18 protein-coding genes and 1 tRNA gene are annotated in these 17,180 nt (G+C 57.3%); 9 read left to right on the plus strand and 10 right to left on the minus strand.

Annotation, left to right across the window (positions count from 1 at the left end):
* Positions 1-2: 2 nt before the first annotated feature.
* On the plus strand, positions 3-260 hold the full coding sequence (locus tag EV700_RS05750) for a YfhL family 4Fe-4S dicluster ferredoxin (protein ID WP_130411681.1): 258 nt from the start codon (positions 3-5) through the stop codon (positions 258-260).
* 36 nt (positions 261-296) lie between these two features.
* On the opposite strand, the gene EV700_RS05755 is transcribed toward EV700_RS05750, so the two are convergent.
* The 6 genes from EV700_RS05755 to EV700_RS05780 all read right to left on the minus strand — a co-directional run bounded on the left by EV700_RS05755 (position 297) and on the right by EV700_RS05780 (position 4,212).
* Positions 297-806 carry a TerB family tellurite resistance protein gene (locus tag EV700_RS05755; RefSeq protein WP_130411683.1) on the minus strand — a complete coding sequence of 170 codons (510 nt, stop codon included), beginning with the start codon at positions 804-806 and terminating at the stop codon, positions 297-299.
* Between the two features lie 80 nt (positions 807-886).
* The gene (locus tag EV700_RS05760; RefSeq protein ID WP_130411685.1) at positions 887-1,237 is read right to left on the minus strand and encodes a hypothetical protein; all 351 of its coding nucleotides are present in this window, start codon (positions 1,235-1,237) and stop codon (positions 887-889) included.
* Positions 1,238-1,362: 125 nt separating this feature from the next.
* Complete coding sequence (gene mutM, locus EV700_RS05765) at positions 1,363-2,181, minus strand: bifunctional DNA-formamidopyrimidine glycosylase/DNA-(apurinic or apyrimidinic site) lyase (RefSeq protein WP_130411687.1); 819 nt, start codon at positions 2,179-2,181, stop codon at positions 1,363-1,365.
* A gap of 70 nt (positions 2,182-2,251) precedes the next feature.
* Complete coding sequence (gene rpmG, locus EV700_RS05770; RefSeq protein WP_130411689.1) at positions 2,252-2,407, minus strand: 50S ribosomal protein L33; 156 nt, start codon at positions 2,405-2,407, stop codon at positions 2,252-2,254.
* A 28-nt stretch (positions 2,408-2,435) separates the two neighbouring features.
* On the minus strand, positions 2,436-2,672 hold the full coding sequence (gene rpmB / locus EV700_RS05775) for a 50S ribosomal protein L28 (RefSeq protein WP_130411691.1): 237 nt from the start codon (positions 2,670-2,672) through the stop codon (positions 2,436-2,438).
* A 97-nt stretch (positions 2,673-2,769) separates the two neighbouring features.
* Positions 2,770-4,212 carry a coniferyl aldehyde dehydrogenase gene (locus EV700_RS05780; RefSeq protein WP_130411693.1) on the minus strand — a complete coding sequence of 481 codons (1,443 nt, stop codon included), beginning with the start codon at positions 4,210-4,212 and terminating at the stop codon, positions 2,770-2,772.
* Between the two features lie 122 nt (positions 4,213-4,334).
* Here EV700_RS05780 and EV700_RS05785 point away from each other — a divergent pair, with 122 nt between their 5' ends.
* Both EV700_RS05785 and EV700_RS05790 read left to right on the plus strand, forming a co-directional pair.
* On the plus strand, positions 4,335-5,036 hold the full coding sequence (locus EV700_RS05785) for a TetR/AcrR family transcriptional regulator (RefSeq protein ID WP_207224593.1): 702 nt from the start codon (positions 4,335-4,337) through the stop codon (positions 5,034-5,036).
* A 164-nt stretch (positions 5,037-5,200) separates the two neighbouring features.
* On the plus strand, positions 5,201-7,816 hold the full coding sequence (locus tag EV700_RS05790; RefSeq protein ID WP_165391351.1) for an Ig-like domain-containing protein: 2,616 nt from the start codon (positions 5,201-5,203) through the stop codon (positions 7,814-7,816).
* Between the two features lie 205 nt (positions 7,817-8,021).
* On the opposite strand, the gene EV700_RS05795 is transcribed toward EV700_RS05790, so the two are convergent.
* On the minus strand, positions 8,022-8,549 hold the full coding sequence (locus EV700_RS05795; protein WP_130411697.1) for a porin family protein: 528 nt from the start codon (positions 8,547-8,549) through the stop codon (positions 8,022-8,024).
* 188 nt (positions 8,550-8,737) lie between these two features.
* Here EV700_RS05795 and purU point away from each other — a divergent pair, with 188 nt between their 5' ends.
* Genes purU through tusA form a run of 3 tightly spaced genes read left to right on the plus strand, consistent with a single transcriptional unit; the run spans position 8,738 to position 11,115 of the window.
* On the plus strand, positions 8,738-9,595 hold the full coding sequence (purU, locus tag EV700_RS05800; RefSeq protein ID WP_130411699.1) for a formyltetrahydrofolate deformylase: 858 nt from the start codon (positions 8,738-8,740) through the stop codon (positions 9,593-9,595).
* Positions 9,592-10,839 carry an MFS transporter gene (locus EV700_RS05805; protein WP_130411701.1) on the plus strand — a complete coding sequence of 416 codons (1,248 nt, stop codon included), beginning with the start codon at positions 9,592-9,594 and terminating at the stop codon, positions 10,837-10,839. The genes purU and EV700_RS05805 overlap by 4 nt, the downstream gene beginning before the upstream one ends.
* 33 nt (positions 10,840-10,872) lie before the next feature.
* A complete protein-coding gene (tusA, locus tag EV700_RS05810; protein ID WP_130411703.1) occupies positions 10,873-11,115 on the plus strand; it encodes a sulfurtransferase TusA in 243 nt (80 codons plus the stop codon).
* A 1-nt stretch (position 11,116) separates the two neighbouring features.
* Here the strand turns inward: tusA and EV700_RS05815 are convergent, their stop codons facing one another.
* The gene (locus EV700_RS05815; RefSeq protein WP_130411705.1) at positions 11,117-12,475 is read right to left on the minus strand and encodes an MATE family efflux transporter; all 1,359 of its coding nucleotides are present in this window, start codon (positions 12,473-12,475) and stop codon (positions 11,117-11,119) included.
* A 127-nt stretch (positions 12,476-12,602) separates the two neighbouring features.
* On the opposite strand from EV700_RS05815, the gene EV700_RS05820 reads away from it, so the two are divergent.
* The 3 genes from EV700_RS05820 (at position 12,603) to EV700_RS05830 (ending at position 15,832) form a co-directional block, all read left to right on the plus strand.
* Positions 12,603-13,784, plus strand: coding sequence for an acyl-CoA dehydrogenase (locus EV700_RS05820; protein WP_130411707.1), 1,182 nt, complete (start codon positions 12,603-12,605; stop codon positions 13,782-13,784).
* Positions 13,785-13,872: 88 nt separating this feature from the next.
* Positions 13,873-14,331 (plus strand): MaoC/PaaZ C-terminal domain-containing protein, encoded by a 459-nt coding sequence (locus tag EV700_RS05825; protein WP_130411709.1) that lies wholly within the window; start codon positions 13,873-13,875, stop codon positions 14,329-14,331.
* A gap of 151 nt (positions 14,332-14,482) precedes the next feature.
* Positions 14,483-15,832, plus strand: coding sequence for a DUF3422 family protein (locus EV700_RS05830; protein ID WP_165391352.1), 1,350 nt, complete (start codon positions 14,483-14,485; stop codon positions 15,830-15,832).
* A gap of 109 nt (positions 15,833-15,941) precedes the next feature.
* Here EV700_RS05830 and EV700_RS05835 read toward each other — a convergent pair.
* Positions 15,942-16,017, minus strand: a tRNA-Asn gene (locus EV700_RS05835).
* 159 nt (positions 16,018-16,176) lie between these two features.
* Entirely contained in the window at positions 16,177-17,094 is a 918-nt protein-coding gene (locus EV700_RS05840; protein ID WP_130411713.1) for a glutathione S-transferase family protein, read from the minus strand.
* Positions 17,095-17,180: the final 86 nt, after the last annotated feature.

Below are 17,180 nucleotides of genomic sequence, written 5' to 3' on the forward strand. Positions count from 1 at the left end.
GCATGGCGCTGAAAATTACGGACGAATGTATCAACTGTGATGTCTGTGAGCCCGTATGTCCAAACAAGGCCATTTTTCAAGGGCCGGACATCTACGAGATCGACCCGGGTAAATGCACCGAATGCGTCGGGCATTTTGAGGAGCCGCAGTGCCAGAAAATCTGTCCGGTCAGTTGTATCCCGCTGGATCCCCGACATCCGGAAACCCGTGAAGAACTGTTGTTGAAATCACAACGCCTGCAAAGCAAAGGCCCCGATTGACGGGGCCTTTGCTTTAGGATTTTGCGAACCGCCTGCTTACAGTTTGGAGAGGTTGACCTTGTAGCCGGCTTGATTCTTGGCGTGATTCTGGTTGGTGAAGACAGCGCGGTCATTCTTGAGCACGATAACTTCAAAGAAAGGACGGAAACGGTCTTCAGAAACGTCGAAAGCCTGGAGGAATTTGCCGAACAGTGCCTGCTCTTCGCGCTCAGCCTGTCCGTCGGCCAGCGACGAATCAATCAGGTTGACCAGAATGCACATGCGTTGGGCGTCGGTCAGGAGCGGTGTCGCTTCAGCCAGGAATTGATCCAGAGAATGCTTCTTGCGGTAACGCATGGCGCTATCCAGCAGTTTCTGGTTCTGCGCGCCGACACCGATAGTGCCGCGACCGTCATCCGAACCGCCGATGACACTGAGCAGATGACCGACTTCCTCGGCATCCATTTCGCCATCTGCAGCCATCATGTAAAGCAGGGAAGTGACAAAAGCCAGATGCGGTGTCATCTGTTCGCCGCTATCGCCCCGAAACATATCAAACAGACCCATGATAACTCCTGTTCTTGATCGTTGTAGTCAGGGCGAATGATGCCATCCCGTCCGTGCGTCGGGGATGGCTGCAGAGGGGATTATTGTTGCTCGTTGGTAGTCGGCTTGTTCTTCCACGAGTCCTGCATGGCTGTACAGCCCAAGCAGCGGGTAAAGGTGGATTTGGCCAAACCAACCACAAGCGTGTTGGCTGCTTCTTCAACTTTGCCGCCCAACGCGGAGAAGGGCAGGGTGGCGACAAAGAGGGCGGTGCCGCCCAGCGTGCCGGCAAAGAGCATGGGGCGGGCGATGACAGCATCAATCGTCATGGCGGCCGCACTCGGCCTTTGGTTGAGCTGGTCATCCAGTTCGTCGGCCACGGAAATATTGGCGGTCAAGCCTGCGGTCAGAAGCAGTAAGCCGGCAATGGCGCGACGTGTTGTAAAAGTCATTATTGTCTCCTTGCAGGTGTCAGGCGCGGATTGGAGTGTAATAGCCGTGACCGGTTAATATCCATGGCCGCTTGATAGTTCTAATGTTGCTGAATCTAAACGGACTTCTCGCCGGATGCAAGCGTTTAGGGGCGTACGGGTTGGCAAGATGGACAGAAAACCGTACTGCGTCCCGCTATTCGCACCAACTGAAGTTCAGAACGGCAAATACGGCAGTTTTCCTTCTCGCGCCCATAAACCATAAGCTCTTGCTGAAAATATCCCGGATTTCCCGAACTGTTTACAAAGTCTCTCAGCGTTGTCCCGCCGCGCCGAATGGCCTGACCCAGAATATGCCGGATAGTGGACCGCAGCATGGCGCAGTCGAGAGCGGTCAGCCGGTTGGCGGGCATCATGGGGTTCAGGCCAGTCAGGAAAAGACTTTCGCTGGCGTAGATGTTGCCCACGCCAACCACGACATGGTTGTCCATGATGAAACTCTTGACCGGAATGCTGCGTTTGCGACTTTGTGTGAACAGGTAGTCGGCGCTAAAGCCGTGCTCAAAGGGTTCGGGACCCAGCGTCGTCAGCAGGGGGTGAGTTTCAGCGCCATCCTGAAGCCAGAGAAACAACCCGAAACGGCGGGGATCATGGAAACGCAGCGACAGGCCGCCCGATAACTGAAGCAGGACATGGTCATGTTTCCGGGGCGTCTCATCGGCTGGGCTTAGCCGCAGGCTGCCTGACATGCCCAGATGTACCAGGAACAAGCCCTTGCTCGTCTGGAACAGCAAGTATTTGCCCCGACGGCGGATATCCAGTATCGCTTGACCGGGCAGCTCCTGTATTTCGGGAGAGACCGGCTGGCGAAGCGAGGCATTACGGATTTGAACGGATCGGACCGCCTGGCCAACAACAGGTCTCAGTCCCAGCCGGGTGGTTTCGACTTCGGGCAATTCAGGCATCTGCATTCTCCAAATGCAAAAAGCCCGGCCGGCTTGCGCGCGGTCGGGCCTTGAGTGCCATGATCAAGGGTTACTTGATCTTGGCTTCCTTGAACACAACGTGCTGGCGAATCTTGGGATCAAACTTCTTGATCTCCATCTTGCCAGGCATGGTGCGCTTGTTCTTGGTGGTGGTGTAGAAGTAGCCGGTACCGGCAGAGGATACCAAACGAATCTTGTCACGCATGATGCTTAACTCCGGGCCAAATCAGGCTTTAGATCTTTTCGCCGCGGGCACGGAGATCGGCAACGACCGCTTCAACGCCCAGCTTGTCGATGGTGCGCATACCCTTGGAGGAAACACGCAGACGCACAAAACGCTTTTCGCTTTCCATCCAGAAACGATGGTAATGCAGGTTCGGCAGGAACCGGCGCTTGGTTTTGTTGTTGGCGTGGGAAACATTGTTACCAGTGATGGGACGCTTCCCGGTAACTTGGCAAACTTTAGACATTAGGAAACTCCGCAATGCAATCAGAACCGCCGCCATGAGCGGCAGACAGCAAGGGGCGCATTTATACCAAAATGGCCCCCTGACAGCAAGTGCTCTGTTATTTCAGAAGCACTTTTTCAATGATTTTGTGCGTCGGCTTGTTGAATGGGGCGCCCAGGAAACGCAGGGTCCAGAATTTCGGCTTCACCAGCACCGAGCGGGCGTTGGAGAAGGAGGCGAAACCTTCCTTGCCGTGGTACTTGCCCATACCGGAGTGACCGACGCCGCCGAAGGGCAGGTCTTCAATGGCGACGTGCGAAATAACATCGTTGACCGAGAATCCACCGGACTGCGAATTGCGCAAGACAAAATCGGCGCGCTTTTCGTCATAGTCAAAATAGTAGTAGGCGAGGGGGTGCGGACGTTCGCTGATATAATGGATGGCGTCTTCGAGACGATCGTATTCCATCATCATCAGCACCGGGCCGAAGATTTCGTTCTGGGCGATCAGCATGTCCGGGCGGACGTTGCCGACCAGCATGACCGGTAGCTTGCGGGTGCCGGCGAAGGACTCGCCGGCGGGGTTGATCTCGTAGACTTCCGCACCCTGGGCCTTGGCGTCTTCTATATATGAAGTCACGCGCTTGTACTGCTTGTCATTGATGATGCTGGTGTAGTCCGGATTGTTGACCAGGCTGCTGTACATGGTGGTGACAGCCTTGCGCATGGCGGCAACAAACTCGGCGGTCTTGCCGCGCGGAATGAACACATAGTCCGGGGCCACGCAGGTTTGTCCGGCGTTCCAGGTCTTGCCGAAGGCGATGCGCTGGGCGGCATCAGCCATCGGGTAAGACTCATGGATGATGCAGGGGGACTTGCCGCCCAGCTCCAGCACGACCGGTGTCAGGTTCTCGGCGGCGGCGGCCATCACGGTACGGCCGACATTGGTGGAGCCGGTAAAGGTAATCTGGTTGAACGGCAGGCGGCTGAACGCATCGGAAACCACGCCGCCGCCGGTAATGACGGCAACCTGGTCTTCGCTGAAGGCCTCCGCCAGGGCACGCTTCAGTACTTCACCGGTCTTCGGGGTGAAGCTGGACATTTTCAGCATGGCGCGGTTGCCGGCGGCGAGCGCGCAGATCAGCGGGCTGACAGCCAGCAGGACCGGATAGTTCCAGGGGGTAATGATGCCGACAACACCCAACGGCTGGTATTGCACCCAGGCCTTGGCGGGCTGGTGGGTGGCCGGTACATGGCGCTTCTCCGGCTCCATCCACTTGCGCAGGTTCTTGCTGTAATACTTGATGTTCTCAAGCGATGTCAGAATTTCAGCAAACTTGGTTTCATGGTGCGAGCGGTGGCCGAAGTCAGCGGCAATGGCTCGGCACAACTCGTCCTGATACTTGATCAGCGCGCCGCGCAGATTATCCAGCATGGCCAGGCGTTCGCTGGCCGAGGTGCCCGGACGCAGGCGGAAAGCTGTCCGCTGGGTGTCAAACACGCGCAGCATGGTGACAACTTCGGGGTGATCGGTATGGAGTGGGGAGACGCTAGCGGTCATGATTCGGCCTCGGCAGTCGGTGTAGGAAATCTGCTTCATGGAAAACTGTTGTTGTTTTAGAGTATTTGCTCTAATGTGTCAAACACTAGATTGAAATTTCCGCCGGATGGCGGGTGAGGGGCGTGGAATTGAAGACAAAAGACCGGATTTTGCTGAAGAGCCTGGAGCTGTTCAATGCCGACGGGGAGCGTAATGTCACGACCAATCATATTTCAGCGGCGCTGAATATCAGCCCGGGCAACCTTTACTATCATTACCGCAGCAAGGAAGACATCATCTTTGCCCTCTTCCAGGCATATCAGGCGTCCATGCTGACATCGCTTGGAGTCCCGACCGACCGGGTGCTCACCTATGAAGACAAGATGGGCTACCTGGAGGCGATCTTCAATCAGTTGTGGGAGTACCGCTTTCTGCACCGTGACCTGGGTCATCTGCTGGAAGAGAGCCAGCGCCTGCGTCGGGCCTACCGGGAGTTTGCGCGCGAGGTCATGGCGCAGGCCTACCGGGTTTACGCGGGGCTTCGGGAGGCTGATCTGGTCATTCTGGAGGAGCACGAGGCCCGGGCCTTGATCGTCAATATCTGGATAATTACGACGAACTGGGCTTCATTTGTGACGAGCAGCGGCTTCTTCGGCGATGAGGTGGCGCTGGATCGGAACCACCTGCGGCGGGGTCTTGTACAGATACTCAGCCTGGAGGCGCCCTACCTGAAAGGCGTGGCCCGGGAGAAACTTCCAGAGCTTTGGCGGCGTTATGAATTGGGTGAGGATGAATCGCGGCCAACTCCTTCACAGTCTGTTGAGTTGGGCGGCTTAACTGATTGATGTTTTGATTGTTATCCAGTATAAGTCAGCAATGGTGCGTCCTGCCTGTGATCGCGCCCGGGCCTACCGGGTGGTGTTATATGGGTTTTAACGCATATGGCAATAATAAATGAGGGCTTATAACAATGCACAATAGGAAGCGCACCGTCCGGCTATCGGCGTACATGCTATCCGCATTAATGGTTGTGTCCTGTGGGAACGACTCCATCACCTTGCCTGGCTTTTCCACCGACCAATTGCAGTTGCTGACTTCTTCTGGAGTAGCTCAAACTGTTCCCTTGGATGGAAGCCTTGATGTGAAGTTCTCCATCAAGGACAGCACAGGCGCGCCTTTGGGAGGCAAGTCAGCGACAGTATCGGTATTATCCGGCAAGGCCGGGCTGCTGGATGTTGCAGGCACGCTGACTTCAGCAGTCAGTTCCCTGTCCGTGACAACCGCCGCTGACGGCACCGGAACATTCCTGGTGCGCGGACTTGAGCTCAACAGCACCGGCATTATCGAAGTCCGCTATATCGACGAAAAGTCCAACGCTCGTGTCCAGACATTCACCTACGTTGTCGGGGCAAATGCCAATAGCGTGAATACGCTGGACCTGACAACCGCGTCCGGGGTGGTTTCGACTAGTGGCTCTAATTCCGAAACAAAAATTACAGCACTCCTGAAGAAGAAGTCCACAGGTGAGTTGCTTGCCGGTCGTACGGTGACCTTCACCAAAACCAACGGCTTCGGACAACTGTCCGCCACTTCGGCGGTTTCCGATGCAGACGGTAAGGCGACAGTGACCTTCTCGGGGAATAACGCCAACCCTGGGTCCGGCATTGTTGAGGCATCCTACACCGACAGTCGCGGCAACGTCTCCAGCAGCAGCATTTCTCTTCAGATTATCAAGACTTATTCCATGAGTCTGACCAGTCAGACGTCTACGGTTCCGACCGGTAGCAATACCGCCGTAACACTGTCGGCATTTGTTCTGGATAGCGGTGGTACAGCTATTAAGGGTTCCACTTCCGGACTTAAAGTGACGTTCAGTAATCTTAGCACCGTGGGAGGAAAGCCTGACGGTGTTCTCGATCAGCCAAGCGATATCTCTGATACCGGGCTGGCTACCGTGAAGTACTACCCTGATGGCAATAATATTGTGGAGCGCCAAGTTACTCTGCGTGCTGCCTTGTCGGGTGCATCCCTGCCGTCGCCGATTCAGCAGGATGTTGTTCTTACTATCGGTGGCAACGCCATCAGTCTGCTGAGCAACCAGAATAACGTTCTGGACGGTGATGTTGTGCAATTCAACGGCAAGCTGGTGACAGGCCAAGGTAATCCAATTTCCGGCAAGACCATTAACTTGACTCCCTCCGGATTGACAGGCGTTCCTGCAACGGCAACAACCGATACCAAGGGTGAGTTCCAGATCTCCAATGTAACCGTGAATACGGGCGGCGCCTCTGTAGCAACCTTGAAGTCTTCGGTTTCCGGCTTGGCAGCTACACCCATTGAGGCCACGTCTACTCTCAGTGTTTCGCAAAAGAACTTCCGGTTGGAGTCCACGCTGAGCGACAACATTCCGATCGGGACTCCGCAGCCCGTGACGGTACGCATGCGCGATACCTCTGATGTGAATGGGCGAGTCATTAATCTGGCCAGCACCTTGGGCGCTGTTCAGGATCTGGCAGGCAATCCGATTCACGCTGTGACCCTGGTTGATGCAACCCCAGGTGATACGGTGTTTGAAGGTACGGCCACTTTCCAGTTGGTTGCCGGTTATCCCGGTACTGCGCTGCTGGAGGCTGAAACTACCGACTCCGATTCGAACCTGGTAAAAATTTCCAAGCGAATCACCTTTATTTCCGTCACGCCATCCAAACTGACGATTCAGGCCGTGTCTCCTAATCTCTCGGCGCTGCAAGCCACGAATGTTACAGTTCGCGCGTTTGATACCAAGGATAATCCGGTCAAGAACGTCGTTATCAGCTTCAATGCCAATGACCCTTCTCATGGTGACCTTTCTGCAGCATCGCTTCGTACGGATGCAAACGGTCAAGCGACAATCGTTTTTACGGCCGGTAGTGTTACCACCGCCAAAGATGCTGTTAGTGTGACTGCAACAGCTCCGGATTTCCCGGCGGTTGCTCCAATGACGCAATACATGACTGTGGGTGGTAAAGCTTTGTTCCTCAGTATCGGTACTGGTAATGTTATTGGGACATTGCCTTCGGCACCGACTACAACCTACAGCTTGCCTCATCAGGTTGTTGTTACCGATGCTAATGGTGCGCCTATTGCCAATAGCGATGTCCTGCTTTCCATCATTCCAATTAGCTATATGAAAGGGCGTTATGTTGCTGGACCGACGACATGGGGTGCAGTCGTGGATGGCGAGTGTCTTAACGAGGATGCGAACCTGAACGGTATCCTTGAGCCCATTGAAAATGATGGTGTTGGTGGCGTAGGAAATGTCATGGACAATGCGGATGGTAAGCTGTGGCCTGGCAATCCTGTCACGTTGAGTGCCAAGACCATTCGTACGGACATCAATGGTGTGGCCTCCTTTGATGTGATTTATGCCAAGAGCTACTCCAACTGGTTGCGTGTCAAGATTGTGGCGACAACAACGGTTGAAGGCAGTGAAACACGTGCGGATCGTTCGATGATATTACCGGGACTGACAGATGACTTTAAGGTCACGACATTACCGCCTGGCGGTACGATCAGCACATATGGCACGTCGAATCCAGCCAGCGCAGCTGACATGTGTTCCTATGTGTACTATCCTCCCTTCTGATATACAGTAAGGCGGCCTGCGAAAGCAGGCCAATAAAAAACCCGCAATGAGAATTGCGGGTTTTTTATTGGGGCGTAAAGTGAGCTTGGCGTCTTATGGTGAACAGGTAGGAATGGGGGGAGAGGGGAGGGGGGGAAGGCGGGGCAAAAAAAAGAGAACCCGACGCGGATGGCCCGCGCCGGAGAGAAGAGTCAGAGGACCCGAATCAATTCAGGGGGATACGGATGCCAACGCTAACGGCATCAATTTGCTTGGTGTAGCTGACAAAGTCAGCATTGAGGCGGATGCCCTTGTAAACATTCACGTCCACGCCTGCTCCATAGGAAGTGTTGTGCATGAACTCGTCAATGGTCGGAAACAGCGCCGGATTGGAGGAGGCAAAGGTCCGGTCAATATAGACGCCGCCGAGCAAGGCATAGACGCTGGCATGCTCGCCCAAACTCAGTTGCGGGCGAAGATACAAGGCATAGTAACTGTTCACTTTGGCGTTGTAAGTGACGCCGCTGCTGGTGATCGAGTCATCACCAACGCCAAAGCCCAAGTGGGCTTCCAGACCAAAATAAGGGTTGATTTCCGTGCCGCCGCGGAGTCTCACCATTGTCGGCTTGGCGGAACCGCCTTGAGAGGCATCGAAAGTGGCTTGTTGGTAGTCAATGCCAACATACGGTTTTTCCAGAGCATAGCTGCTGACAGAGCCAAGAGCGGCCAGAATGGCGAGCGTAAGACGGTTCATTATGCTTCCTGTGTTTTGTAAGAGGAATTAGTTCCACGGATACTCGCAGATGATTTTTCAAAACACGAGTCCTGTCAAGGTGCGAAGCCGTTAAAAAGCCAGTAATAAGCAGTTATCATGGGCTTAACCATTTCAGGAGCGCCAATGATGGGAGTATTTCCCTCCGGCGCTCTGCAACCGAGAGCATCATGACTTCACGTACCGCCCGTTTACTGATTACCTGCCCCGACAAACCTGGGATTGTCAGCGCTGTTTCAAGCTTCCTTTATAACCATGGGGCCAATATTACCGACCTCGACCAGCATGCGTCGGCTCCGGAAGGCGGAACCTATTTCATGCGTCTGGAATTCCAGACGCCGCATCTGGATATGTCCCGGCAATTGCTGGCGCAAACCTTCGAGGAGCGGGTTGCCCGTCATTACAACATGGATTGGCGGATCAGTTATGCCGACGATGTCAAGAAAATGGCTATTCTGGTTTCGAAGGTGGATCATGCCTTGATGGAGTTGCTGTGGCGTTGGTCCAGTGGCGCGCTGCCTTGTGAAATTACAACGGTCATCAGTAATCATGATGCCTTGGCGGAAGCGGTAGGCCGTTTTGGAGTTCCGTTTCATGTCGTGCCGGTCAATAAGGACAACAAGGTTGAGGCGGAGGCCAAAATCCAGGCTCTTTTACAGGGGAACGACTTGGTGGTGTTGGCCCGCTACATGCAGATTCTGAGCGGAGACTTTGTGACCGGTTGGCCCCATCGCATCATTAATATCCATCACTCCTTCCTGCCGGCCTTTGTCGGCGCCAACCCATACCAGCAGGCTTATGACAAGGGAGTAAAGCTGATCGGGGCGACGGCGCATTATGTAACAGCCGATCTGGATCAGGGGCCGATTATTGAGCAAGGGGTTGAACGGGTTTCGCACCGGGAGTCCGTCGAGACGCTGCGTGAGCTGGGGCAAAACGTCGAGCGCAATGTCCTGGCGCGCGCCGTACGCTGGCATCTGGAGGATCGCGTCATTGTGCATGGCAACAAGACTATCGTGTTTGCATGACGGCCTCACTGCCATCCCGGTTGGCCATTATTGGAACCCTGTACATAGCACAGGGTTTGCCTACCGGTATCTATAACCAGGCCCTGCCGGCCATTTTGCGTTCGCATGGGGTATCGCTGCAGGTCATCGGCTTTACGGCGCTGCTGGCATTGCCTTGGGTACTGAAGGTGTTCTGGTCGCCGTGGGTGGATCGCTGGCATCATCCCCGCTTGGGCAAGGCCCGAAGCTGGATTCTCCCTTTGCAGCTGTTGTGCGTGATCCTCGTGTCGTCAGTTGCCATGTTCGATCCCGAGCGGTTGTCAACAACAGCGGGACTGACTGTATTTTTCCTGATGATGTTTCTGTTGAATCTGCTGGCGGCGACACAGGATATTGCGACCGATGGTCTGGCGGTGCGTACGCTGGCGCGGCACGAGCGGGCTGCGGGCAACAGTGTGCAGGTTGCCGGCTATCGGTTGGGATTATTGGTGGGCGGCGGCTTTCTGCTTTACCTGCTGGGGGCCTGGAGCTGGACGGGCGCCTTCCTGCTGGTTTCCGCACTCTTGCTGTTATTGACGCTCCCCATCGCGATCTATCGCGAGCCGGTTTCGGAGCCTGCCAGCACCCTGATGTCCTCCGGATACCTCAGCACGTTTCGTGACTTTGTCCGCGTCCCGGGTTTCAAATCCTGGCTGGGGGTGCTGCTTACCTACAAAGTGGCGGATGGCTTTGGTTCGGCCATGGTTAAGCCGATGCTGGTGGATATGGGGTTTAATTTGAAGCAGTTGGGGCTGCAGATCACCATTATCGGCTCGGCGGCCACGATTGGCGGCGCAGTCCTGGGCGGGTGGTTGACGGCGCGTTGGGGGCGTTACCCCGCCATGATGGCCTTTGGATTGCTGCAGGCGTTGGGGTTGGGCGCATACGCCTGCCTGTCCTTCGGGTGGCGGCATGGCGGAGGGGTGGAGCCCTTCCTGGTATACGGCATCAATGCGCTGGAGCATCTGGCGACCGGGCTGGCTACCGTGGCATTGCTGACGGTCGTCATGGATCACAGCCGTCATCAGCATGCAGGCGCTGACTTCACGCTTCAGGTAAGCATTCTGGCGATGTCCGGCGGCTTGGCGCATTTGTTGGCGGGTTTCGTGGCGGCCCAGGCGGGCTATACGGCCTACTATCTCTTGGCGATGACGATCGGGATCCTACTGTTGTGGCCGGTAGTGCAGTGGGGAAGGGATGTCGAACGCGCGGGGCGGGCGGTATAATGCCGGCTGTCCCATCTGAGCCGTAATGACGCCATGACCGCCACCGACGACAGCGTAAACCACACCCTGGACGCCCGCGGGCTGAATTGCCCGGAGCCGGTGATGTTGCTGCATAAGACGGTGCGCGGCATGAAAAGCGGTGAACTGGTTGAGGTCCTGGCGACCGATCCGTCCACCGAGCGTGATATTCCCAAGTTCTGCAACTTTCTGCGCCATGAGCTGGTTTCGCAGTCCCGTCGCAATACGGAATACATTTACGTCATCCGCAAGGGTTGAGTCAGGACCAGCGTTTCTCCAGCTGGCGCAGGCGTTTGGCCAGTTGCCAATTCAGCAACAGGCAAGCCGTCCCCAGGCCCACCACCAGGCCCGTCCAGAAACCATGAGCCCCCAAGGGGGCATCTGTCCATAAACGGGTCATTCCCAGGCTGTAGCCAACCGGCATGGCTATCACCCAATAGGCGATCAACGTCAGCACCATGGGGCTGCGGGTATCCTGTATGCCGCGCAGACAACCTGCCGCCCCGACTTGCAGGGCGTCAAAGACCTGATACGCCGCGGCATACAACAACAGGCCCGCCGCAAGCTGACGCACCGCCGGGTCAGTGGAATAAACGACGGTGATGTCATCCCGAAAACTCACAATCAACATCGCTGACAGGCAGGCCATGCCAGTGGCCAGCATCAGCCCGGTCTGGCGGACCTGACGGATGGCCGGCCAGTCATGACGGCCAAAGGCTTGTCCGGTGCGAATGGTCATGCTGATGGCCAGGCTGAGCGGCACCATGAACAATAGCGAGGTCACCGACATACTGACCTGGTGCGCCGCAACAACCTGTTCCCCCAGCGGGCTGACCAGCAGGGCGACCAGCGAGAAGACACTGACCTCGAAAAAAATGGCAATGCCGATGGGCAGGCCCAAGGCAAAGATATGGCGGATACGCGGCCATTCCGGACGAGGACGTTCCTGCAGGATGCGGAAGCGTTCGTACGGCTTGGCGTACATGACCCAGCTTAACAGCACCAGCATCAGTGCGAACATGACAACTGCGGTAGCCCAACCGCAGCCGGCGCCGCCCATGGCGGGCAGGCCGAATTTGCCATGGATGAAAACATGGTTGACCGGGATGTTCAGCAATACGCCCAGGACGCTGATAATCATCACGGGCCGGGTTTGGCCCAGCGCCTCACTGTAATAGCGCAGGGCGCAGAATATCGCCACCGGCGGCATTCCCCAGGCTATCCCCTGCAGGTACAGGCGGGTCGGGGCTTGCAGATGGGCCGGAACCGCCAGCAAGTCAAAAGCCATCGGCGTCAGGCGCAGCAGGATCATGCCGATAAGTCCGCAGATCAGGCCGACCCAAAGGGATTGATGGACAATGTGCGCGACCTCCGGATGCCTGCCCGCGCCATAGGCGGCGGCGACCAGCGGCGTTGTGGCCATGACGGTGCCTGAAATGAGCAGGAACACCGGGAGCCATAGACCCGAGCCGATGGCGACTGCCGCCAGATCGAGCGGAGAGACCTGCCCGGCCATGATCGTGTCGACAAAGCCGTAACCCGCTTGCGCCAGTTGGGTGATCAGGATGGGACCCATCAGGATCAGCAGTTGCTTGAGTTCGTGTTGCCAGCGCGCCATGCCATGCTCCGGAGAAGGTCGACAGTGTACCAAGAAGACCGGAGTTGTCATCGCGGCGACATCCCAATCTTGGTAATCGGCGCAACGGGCGCTAGACTGCGAGCCTGACTGACGGAGGGTAACCGACATGGCGACGCACAAGCTGGCTCTGGGCCAATGGGACGATGTACTGCAGCTCGATACGCTGCTGACCACGGAAGAGCGGCAAATCCGCGATGCCGCCCATGCGTATTGCCAGGAGCGATTGGCGCCGCGGGTGCGCGAGGCCTTCCGGCACGAGGTATTTCATCGTGACATCATGACGGAAATGGGCGCGTTGGGTTTTCTGGGCTGTACGCTGGACGGTTATGGCTGCGCGGGCCTGAATTATGTCAGCTATGGCCTGGTGGCGCGTGAAGTGGAGCGGGTCGATTCCGGCTACCGTTCGGCGATGAGCGTGCAGTCCAGCCTGGTGATGTACCCGATCCATGCTTTTGGGTCCGAGGCGCAAAAGCAAAAATACCTGCCTCGGCTCGCCACAGGTGAATGGGTGGGGTGCTTTGGTCTGACCGAACCTGATCAGGGCTCTGACCCGGCGGGCATGAAGACCCGCGCCCGGCGCAGCGAAGGCGGCTGGGTGCTTAACGGCAGCAAGATGTGGATCACCAACTCCCCGATTGCCGATGTTTTTGTGGTGTGGGCGCGCAATGAGGACGGCAAGATCAATGGCTTCATCCTGGACAAGGGAATGAAGGGGTTGTCTGCTCCGAAGATTGAGGGGAAGTTCAGCCTGCGCGCCTCCGTCACCGGCGAGATCGTGATGGATAATGTGTTTGTGCCGGAAGAAAACCGTCTGCCCGAGGCCAACAGCATCGCCGCGCCGTTTGCCTGCCTGAATCGCGCCCGCTATGGCATCGGCTGGGGATCGATGGGAGCGGCGGAGGCCTGTTTCCATGCTGCCCGACGCTACACTGTCGAGCGCTTGCAGTTTGGCAAGCCGTTGGCCGCCAACCAGCTGGTGCAGAAGAAACTGGCCGATATGATGTCCGAAATCGCTCTGGGCCTGAATGCGGCGCTCACGGTCGGTCGGGCGATGGATAACGGAACGGCCAGCGCCGAAATGATATCCCTGATCAAGCGTAACAACTGCGGCAAGGCGATCGAGATCGCCCGTGTCGCCCGTGACATGCATGGCGGCAACGGGGTTTCCGATGAGTACGGCGTCATCCGCCATATGCTCAATCTGGAGGCGGTCAACACATACGAGGGTACGCATGACATTCATGCCCTGATTCTGGGGCGGTTGATCACCGGTATCCCGGCGTTCTAATCTTCAACGCCGGCCATGCCAAGCTCGTGTCCTCTGCCATTCCGGCCGGGTAGCCGGCCCCATTCTTACAATAACAGGCTGAAAAATAATGACGGATATGCTGGAAAACCTGACGTTTGACGAGCTGGCCGTTGGCCAGGGCGGTTCCCTGTCCCGAACGCTGACCGCGGCCGATATCCATGACTTCGCCCGCGTATCCGGTGATGTCAATCCCGCGCATCTGGATGCGGCCTATGCCGCCGCAACGCCCTTCAAAGTCGTGATTGGCCACGGCATGTGGAGCGGGGCGCTGATCTCCTGCCTGCTGGGCACGCGGTTTCCCGGGCCGGGCACCATCTATCTGGAACAGACCTTGAAGTTTCACCGGCCGGTGCATGTCGGTGATACGGTAACAGTCACCCTGACCGTCCTGGAAAAGGAAGAGCGCCGGAAGAAAGTCGTCCTGGATTGCCAGGTCGCCAATCAGGACGGTGTCGTCGTGGTTAGTGGTCAGGCGACGGTCATGGCGCCAACCGTGAAAGTCGTGATCCCGCGTCCCGAGCTCTGATTGCACTCCTGATACGGTGTACTCTGGCCTTTTTCTTGCTTCCCTGACGATAAGCCCGTAAATCCGGGATTGTCCGGCCAATGTCTGCGGTTTTTGCGGCGGGCATGATACGATTTCGCCCCGTTTTTGTGCATGTCTCATGGAGAGTCCCGTGACGGTCTACGTTCCCCCGGCTCCGAACGCCCCCCGCAACGAAATCCCGTCTGTCCGTATGGAGACCGGTAGTCTGTTGTTGCCAATCCATCCCGAGCGCGACCGGTTGTTCAACGAACTGCATACGCGGCCGTTCCCGGTGCTGGAGCAAGGCTCCCGGGTGTCACAGGTCGCTTTGCTGCATGGTGGGCGGGATGTCTCGGCTGAATATGCGCATATCCGCATTCTCTGCGAACGGTACTCCATTTTGCCGCCCTCGCCGGGGTCGTCCTGCTATTACCAGAACTTCGGCGGTTTCGAGCTGCGTTGGGAAAGGCATACCGAATTCTCCACCTACACCTTCATTCACCGTGTTGACGGGCCCGAGCCGTTCCAGCGCACTGGGCTGTCGCTGCTGCCGCCAGGCTGGTTGGCGGAGTTGCCGGGGGAAGTGATCAGCGGCCTGCATATCGAAATCCACGCCATGCCGGAGCCGGAGCCGGTTGCCGATGTACTGCGGCATTATTTCGAAGGGCAACGCCTGGTCAGTTCTTGGGTGATCGACAAGAAGGCGCGGCTGTGGACAGCCTACCGGATCCACAACGACGGTCTGGGGCGAATTCTGGTGCTGAACAAGGGTCTGAACCCCTGCCAGCTGGGCCGTCTGGTGCGTCGTCTGCTGGAGCTGGAAACCTACCGCATGATGGTGTTGCTGGCTTTCCCGATGGCGCGTTCCATCGCTCCCGAAGTGGCAGGCATGGATTCGCAACTGGCGGTGATCAATGAACAGATCAACGCCATTCGGGGCCTGGATGACGAACGTCGGCTGCTGGGGCAATTGTCCACATTGGCAGCCCGGATCGAGCATCTGCGTTCCGAGACCAATTTCCGTTTCTCCGCAGCCCGCGCCTATTACGAGTTGGTGCTAAGCCGTCTGGAAGAGCTGCGCGAGCAGGAAGAGCCGGGCATGCAGACCTTCAACGAGTTCTTGCCCCGTCGTCTGACCCCGGCTTTCCGCACTTGCGAGGCGGTCAGCGGCCAACTGGATAACTTGTCCAAGCGGATTGACCGCGCCAGCGAACTGCTGCGCACCCGCGTAGACCTGACACTGGAGGCGCAAAACCAGGATCTCTTGCAGTCCATGAATCAGCGCAGCCAGATGCAGCTGCAGTTGCAGCAGGCGGTGGAAGGGCTGTCGGTGGTGGCGATCAGTTATTACCTGGTGGGACTGGTGAAATACATGGCCGGTTCGTTGGCGGAAATGGGCTGGCTGAGCCACCCGGAACTGGTGGTGGGGTTGTCGGTGCCGGTGTGTGCGGGGCTGGTCTGGCGCGGTGTTCATCGCTTGCGCAAAGGTTTGCAAGGCTGAGGAAGATGGAGTGCGCCCGTCAGCCGCGTGGCGCACGACTTTCGCGAGTGGACGAGTGGAATTGCCGGCAATAAAAAAGCCGCTTTGTTAAAAGCGGCTTTTTTGGATTTGGCTCCCTGACCTGGGCTCGAACCAGGGACACACGGATTAACAGTCCGTTGCTCTACCGACTGAGCTATCAGGGAATGCTTCGGTAGGGCGGTATTCTAGAGGTTTTTTTTCAGGGGTCAAGGGCTGGAACTGATTGATTGCCCGAATTATGTGCACATGGATGCGGTCGCGGATTATTCCCACCGGCAAGCCCGGATCGGGTGGAGTCGGCTCCGTGCGATCCGGGGAAAAGCTTATTGCGTGGTCAGTTGAAAACCCTGCTTGGGAAAGTGCAAGTGCAGGTTGCCCAGCTCGGCGTCGTGGCGGGCCAGAATCCAGGTGGTAGCGGTAGCTCCAGCCAAAATGCCGTCCGTGGGGATCTGCCCGTAATCATTGGGCGCGATGCGCATGCGGCTGCCGATCAGCGGATCCTGGCGGTGCTCGGCGGGGATGGGGCGCGGCGCAGCCTTTCCGGCGATCTCCAGTGCGGCTTCGGCGGTGATCTCCCAACGGTCGCCATGCCCAAAGGCTTTCATCCGTTCCATCCATGCCAGCGTGCGCGGGTAGCCGCGCAGCAGCGGCGACTCTGCCAGTTCGTGGATAAACCACAAGCTGTGGTAGGTAGAGAAGTCGGCATGCGTAGGGACGGTGCCGAACAGGAAGTCGCCGGAGAGCTTCTGTTCCACATCGGCGAGATGCTGTTTGACACGCGGCTTTGCCTGCAATGGGCTGATGGCGCGGACGCGGGCTTTGCGTCCCATGTTGATGCGGTCCCAGAGGAAGCGGCCAATATCCACCAGCGACATGGACTCCCAGACCTTGCGGTTCAGTGTCGGCGTGCCGGCGGCGAACAGGCAGGCGAAGAAAACGGTCAGGTCGACCTCGGCGACATAGGCCTGCATCTCCGGCGTGCCGTTTTCCAGCGCCAGTTCCGGCTTGCCGGAGAGGGAGGCGATTTCAGCGGTAATGGTGCGCGAATCGCAGAAGATGTCCGCGCCGATCTGCGCCACCGGAATCTTGCGGTAACCACCCGCCAGCCGCGCCAGCAAGGGACGAGGCGGCATTTCCCGCGTGATGACGGACTGCCAGCTGAGGCCGGTATAGCCCAGCATGGCGCGGATTTTTTCCGAGAAGGGGGACATGGGGTAATGATGCAGGATCAGGTCGGCCATCACGGCTCCGGGAATGGGGATGGAAAGGAATTATAGGAGGAATGGTAAGGGATACCGCTACTGGACAAGCCGGAAAAACGTCGGTC

It is taken from the genome of Fluviicoccus keumensis (assembly GCF_004217445.1).
Lineage (GTDB): Bacteria > Pseudomonadota > Gammaproteobacteria > Pseudomonadales > Moraxellaceae > Fluviicoccus > Fluviicoccus keumensis.